This window comes from Chryseobacterium sp. VD8, assembly GCF_037149975.1.
Classification (GTDB): domain Bacteria; phylum Bacteroidota; class Bacteroidia; order Flavobacteriales; family Weeksellaceae; genus Chryseobacterium; species Chryseobacterium indicum.
Genome location: NZ_JBBCQL010000285.1, coordinates 1 through 5,051 on the forward strand (window position 1 = coordinate 1; position 5,051 = coordinate 5,051).

A 5,051-nucleotide genomic window follows, 5' to 3' on the forward strand; every position below is an offset into this window, starting at 1 on the left:
GTATGATAAAATTGAAGATATTATTCTTTCATTAGGATATACCGCAACAGAAATCACGAATAATTATCTTACGAATTTAAATACCATTGCACAATATGATATTATCTTCCTGAACTGCGGTTCCAGAAAGTATTCCACCAATCAGGTACTTTTCCCTGCAATTGATGCAAATCTTGCTATTTTCGTTGCTAATGGAGGAAGTATCTATGCTTCGGACTGGGATGTTTCTTATCTGGTAGGCGGAACAGATAATACTTCAGGCTGCGCTCCAGCGGGAGGATTTGTTCCTGATTCAAAACTATGTTCTGTGAATAACGGAAGTTCGGGAATTGTTCCGGCTGTGGTAAGCAACGCAGGATTGTCTTCTGCTCTTGGTTTCAGCAATCTTAATATTGATTTTGATTTGGGAGCATGGCAAAAAATTACCAGTTATGATTCTTCTTACTGGGAAGTTCTGGTAAAAGACGGAGCCAATCAGGCATTGATGCTGAGAACGAATCATTTTACAGCTACAGGAATTCCTGTAACTCCAATCGGAAATGCACCGAACACCACTTTTGTTCCGGTTTGCGTTACAATTCCGGGAACTAATATCCAGATCACGATTTCAGTTCCGCAGACTCTGGTTCCTTATCTTGTTGCATTAGGAGCAACTGTAGGTCCTTGCTCCGGCTCATCCAACAGCGGCTTTATTTATTATACGAGTTTCCACAACCATGCTGCAGGAAACATCGGCAATGCAGGTGTTATTCTACAGTACGTAATCCTGAATCTTTAATCCATTTTTTTCATTATTATATAAAGTGGCTCTTTGGAGTCACTTTTGTTATATACTGTCAATAAATTTCAACTTATGGACACAACATTAATTAATATCCTTTGTATTATTCTTTTGGTTTTAGGTATTGTAGGAACGTTTCTCCCTGTTTTACCGGGGTTATTATTAAGCATTTGCGGACTTTTGATTTATAAATACGGTACAGATGCAGATCTGTCTATGATCTATGTATGGGTATTTGTAATGCTCACTGCGGCATCTGTTGTTTTAAATTACGTTATTCCGGCAAAAACCACCCAGAAATACGGCGGAACCCGCTGGGGAAGCATTGGTTCGGTTATCGGAACCATTGTAGGAATTTTCTTACCGATTCCTTTAGGATTTCTGGTAGGAATGTTTGCAGGAGTTTTTGTGGGAGAGCTTCTTCACGACAGTCAGGATATAAACAAAGCTCTGAAGTCTACAAAAGGAGCATTTATAGGATTTATTTACGGAACAGGATTTAATTTCGTGGTAGGTGTGGCAATGTTTTTGGTGGTATTATTTAATATGCTTAATATTATCTAAAATAAAAAATTATGTTTCATAAAATCCTTATCCTGAGTTTAGGTTCGTTATTTTTAATGAACTGCAATGCTCAAAAGAAAAATAAATTAAAAGTGAATACGGATAAAACAGGCGTTACAAAAGTAACTAATAAAGATGGCGAAATCATTTATTTCAATGAAGGAGAAAATAAATTTCTGAAAGAATATGAAATGAATGTAACCTTTAAAGGAATATCGGAAGACAGCCGCTGTCCAAAAGGAGTAAACTGCATTTGGGCGGGAGTTGCCGTAGCGCAGGTTGAAGTAATGGGAACTGCAACCCGACCAATGGTTCTGAATTTAGCTACTATAGATAATGAAGGTAGGAACTACCATCAGTCGGCTGCATTTAACGGATATACCATTTCTTTAACGGATGTTCAGCCTTATCCTTCTTCAGAAGACGGGGCAAAAGCTTTGAACGGGAAATATAAAATAGGAATTACCATTAAAAAAGGAGGAGAAAATCCTACCATGAAATAGGTTTCTTCCCTTTTGAAACAAGATATTCATTAATTTTTGAAAAAGGTCTGCTTCCGAAGAATCCTCTATACACGGAAAACGGAGAGGGATGCGCAGATTTTAAGATGAAATGTTTAGCCGGATCAATGAGTTCGGCTTTTTTTTGTGCAAAAGCGCCCCAAAGAACAAAAACAACGTTTTCTTTTTTATCTGAAATTTCTTTGATGATGAAATCTGTAAATTTTTCCCATCCCAAGTCTTTGTGTGAATTAGGAGAATGCGCACGAACGGTTAAAGTTGCATTCAACAGTAAAACCCCTTGTTTTCCCCAATCGTCCAATTCTTTTGAAGTTCTTTCAACACCCAAATCATCTTTTAATTCAATAAAAATATTTTTCAGAGAAGGCGGCGCGGCAACCTGTTCAGAAACGGAAAAACACAAACCATTTGCCTGATAATCATTATGATAAGGATCCTGTCCTATGATCACTACTTCGATATCTTCAAAAGGCGTAATTTCCAACGCTCTGAAAATCTGATTTTTTGGTGGAAAAACTTTAGTGGCTGCATATTCTTGCTTTACTTTTTCCCAAAGGTTGGTAAAGTATGGGGTGTTTTTTATGGGGGCTAATATTTCTGTCCAGGTCATTTTTAAAATTTGAAAATTTGAGAATGAATTAATTTAAAAATTCAATTTTTACGCCAACTTGTCATTCTGAATGAAGTAAAGCGTAATGAAGAATCTAACGCAAATTTAATGATTAAAATAAAAAAAGATTTCTCCTCCGTCGAAATGACAAATAAATTTATTTAATTATCAACTATTAATCATACTTTTTTTATTCAAAGAACCTTATCAATTCTTTGAAAATACTACCCTAAAACATCAACATAATCTCCATTATCCAGTCTCAAGACAACCCTATCATTTCCAGCAGAATTTTGATTAAGCCAGTTTAATGAGTCTTCAAGTTTTTCTCTTCATAAAATTTATTATAGAATAATCTAAACCCACGGTAGATACATTATCCTCTTCGATAAGAAAACCAATAATTCTTTTTTTTCTTCTTCAAACTAAAAACCAGATTCTCCGGAAAATCTTCATCCTTCCTATCTTCCTGCAATACAAAATCATGTTTTAAAAGAAGTCCTTTTGAATTTTCGTTGAGTTTATGCGTCATCGCAACAATTTCCTGCAAATGTAAATTTTTAAATGCAAAATCCACTACTACAGCCAAAGCTTCTGACATGATTCCTTTTCTGTGATACTCCGGTAATAATTCATAACCGACTTCTGCTTCTTTTCGGTCTTCGGAAAAATTCCATAGACAAATGGTTCCAATCAGATTCGGCTGGTCTTTTAAAGAAATTCCCCAGTAAAAAGATTTCTGATTTCGGGTATTTTCTTTAATTGTTAAAATAAACTGAAGCGCATCATAATTGTTTTTAGGCGGATTTCGGTGTACGAATTGGTTAATGGTTTCATCGCTTCTGATCTTTAGAATGTCTTCTGTATAACTCTCGTCGATGGGTTTGAGAATTAATCTTTCGGTTTCTAGCTTCATAATTCAAACTTACATAAATTTAATAAATTAAACTTATTAATTTCGACCAAAAAACACGAAAATTTTACTCGAAAAGTCAGCCTAAAGTTCAAAAATTAAATCTAATTGTTAAAAAGTCGTAAACAAACCTCACAGGTTTTTGAAACCTGTGAGGTTTTAAATAAACTCAGTAATTAAACTCATTAATTTCTGACTCAAAAATCACAAAAAATTTTATTAAAAGAAGTCGACTCAAAGTTCAAAAATTAAATCTAATTATTGAATAGTGGCAAACCTCACAGGTTTTTGAAACCTATGAGGTTTTAAATAAACTTAGTAATTAAACTCATTAATTTCTGACTCAAAAATCACACAAAATTTTATTAAAAAAAATCAGCCTAAAGTTCAAAAATTAAATCTAATTGTCAAACAGTGGTAAACCTCACAGGTTTTCGAAACCTGTGAGGTTTTAAAATAAACTTAGTAATCAAACTCATTAATTTCTGACTCAAAAATCACAAAAATTTTATTAAAAGAAGTCAGCCTGAGGTTCAAAAATTAAATCTAATTGTCAAACAGTGGTAAACCTCACAGGTTTTTGAAACCTGTGAGGTTTTAAAATTAAAATCAGCCATTACTTAATTATACAGCACATTAATGATTTCAGAAAACTTTTTACAAAAAGTAACATTCAGAATACAATCGAAGCGTTAAAAGTATAGAATGGAATTCCCGAAGCTTATATTGATAAAAGAGATCAAATCAATAAATCATTTTCACATTCTCAAATTATTTCATTTTCAAATTAATTATCTTTGCAGTGTGTATATAAATAAAGAAGATTTAAACGAATTAGAGTTTCCGCAATTGCTCGCGGAAATTTCTCCCTTTGCGTATTCTCCGAAAACAAGAGAAAAAATTCTTCAACTTCGTCCGATGGAAATAGACGAGGCAGAACTTTCATTGAAAAAAACTTCCGAATATCTTTCGAGTTTTGAAAGTTCAAATGCAATTCCGTTTGATGAATATGAAGATATCGAAAGTGAGCTGAAGCTAATGCTGATCGAAAATTACCGACTGGAAAACAGCGCTTTCATCAAAATCAAAACCATCACGGAGCAAATCGGGAAATTGCAGAAGTTCTTCCCGACCATGCCGGAAACCTTTCCTACTCTCATGGAAGATGTTTCTGTTCTGGAATTCAGAAAAGAGATTATTGATAAAGTTGATAAAGTATTCAACCGTTTTGGTGAGGTGAAAAGCGAAGCTTCCCCTGCTTTAAAAGGGTTAAGAAGTGAAATTCAGCACGCCAAAAAAGCGATTCAGGAAAACTTTAACCGTGCGTTAACAACTTATGGACAGAGTGATTTTCTGGATGATATTCGCGAAACGATTATTGATGACCAAAGAGTTTTAGCGGTAAAATCGGGTTTCAAAAGAAGAGTTCCGGGAAGAGTTTTGGGACTTTCAAAAACCGGTTCTATCACTTATATTCAGCCGGATTCCGTAGTAAAGCATTATTTCAAGCTTCGTGAAAGCGAGGAGGAAGAGAAAAAGGAAATTGATAAGATTTTAAGACAGCTTACCGCAGAACTGGCGGAATTTCAACCTCAGCTCTGGAGATATCAGAAGTATATTTTCGACCTTGATTTAACGAGAGCGAAGGCTAAATTTGCAGAG

The 5,051-nt window shown here is 34.6% G+C and carries 4 protein-coding genes and 2 pseudogenes; 4 read left to right on the top strand and 2 right to left on the bottom strand.

Annotated features, from left to right (window positions below; all coding sequences use genetic code 11):
• From WFK35_RS20485 to WFK35_RS20495, 3 genes and pseudogenes are all read left to right on the top strand, one after another.
• Positions 1–778: pseudogene (locus tag WFK35_RS20485) on the top strand (hypothetical protein); the annotation flags it as partial.
• 75 nt (positions 779–853) lie between these two features.
• On the top strand, positions 854–1,345 hold the full coding sequence (locus tag WFK35_RS20490; RefSeq protein ID WP_336734317.1) for a DUF456 domain-containing protein: 492 nt from the start codon (positions 854–856) through the stop codon (positions 1,343–1,345).
• 11 nt (positions 1,346–1,356) lie between these two features.
• Positions 1,357–1,848: a hypothetical protein gene (locus tag WFK35_RS20495; RefSeq protein ID WP_336734319.1), complete on the top strand. Its 492-nt coding sequence runs from the start codon at positions 1,357–1,359 to the stop codon at positions 1,846–1,848.
• Here the strand turns inward: WFK35_RS20495 and WFK35_RS20500 are convergent.
• Together WFK35_RS20500 and WFK35_RS20505 are read right to left on the bottom strand one after the other, a co-directional pair.
• Positions 1,835–2,476, bottom strand: coding sequence for a uracil-DNA glycosylase (locus WFK35_RS20500; RefSeq protein WP_214589070.1), 642 nt, complete (start codon positions 2,474–2,476; stop codon positions 1,835–1,837). The two genes, WFK35_RS20495 and WFK35_RS20500, sit on opposite strands and share 14 nt — an antisense overlap.
• A 376-nt stretch (positions 2,477–2,852) precedes the next feature.
• Positions 2,853–3,392: a GNAT family N-acetyltransferase gene (locus WFK35_RS20505; protein WP_336734321.1), complete on the bottom strand. Its 540-nt coding sequence runs from the start codon at positions 3,390–3,392 to the stop codon at positions 2,853–2,855.
• An 801-nt stretch (positions 3,393–4,193) separates the two neighbouring features.
• Between WFK35_RS20505 and WFK35_RS20510 the strand changes: the two are divergent.
• A pseudogene (locus tag WFK35_RS20510) lies at positions 4,194–5,051 on the top strand (endonuclease MutS2); the annotation flags it as partial.

Bases quoted from the DNA above. Each gene is read 5' to 3' on its own strand.
- WFK35_RS20490 (WP_336734317.1), top strand. From the start codon at position 854: ATGGACACAACATTAATTAATATCCTTTGTATTATTCTTTTGGTTTTA.
- WFK35_RS20495 (WP_336734319.1), top strand. From the start codon at position 1,357: ATGTTTCATAAAATCCTTATCCTGAGTTTAGGTTCGTTATTTTTAATG.
- WFK35_RS20500 (WP_214589070.1), bottom strand. From the start codon at position 2,476: ATGACCTGGACAGAAATATTAGCCCCCATAAAAAACACCCCATACTTT.
- WFK35_RS20505 (WP_336734321.1), bottom strand. From the start codon at position 3,392: ATGAAGCTAGAAACCGAAAGATTAATTCTCAAACCCATCGACGAGAGT.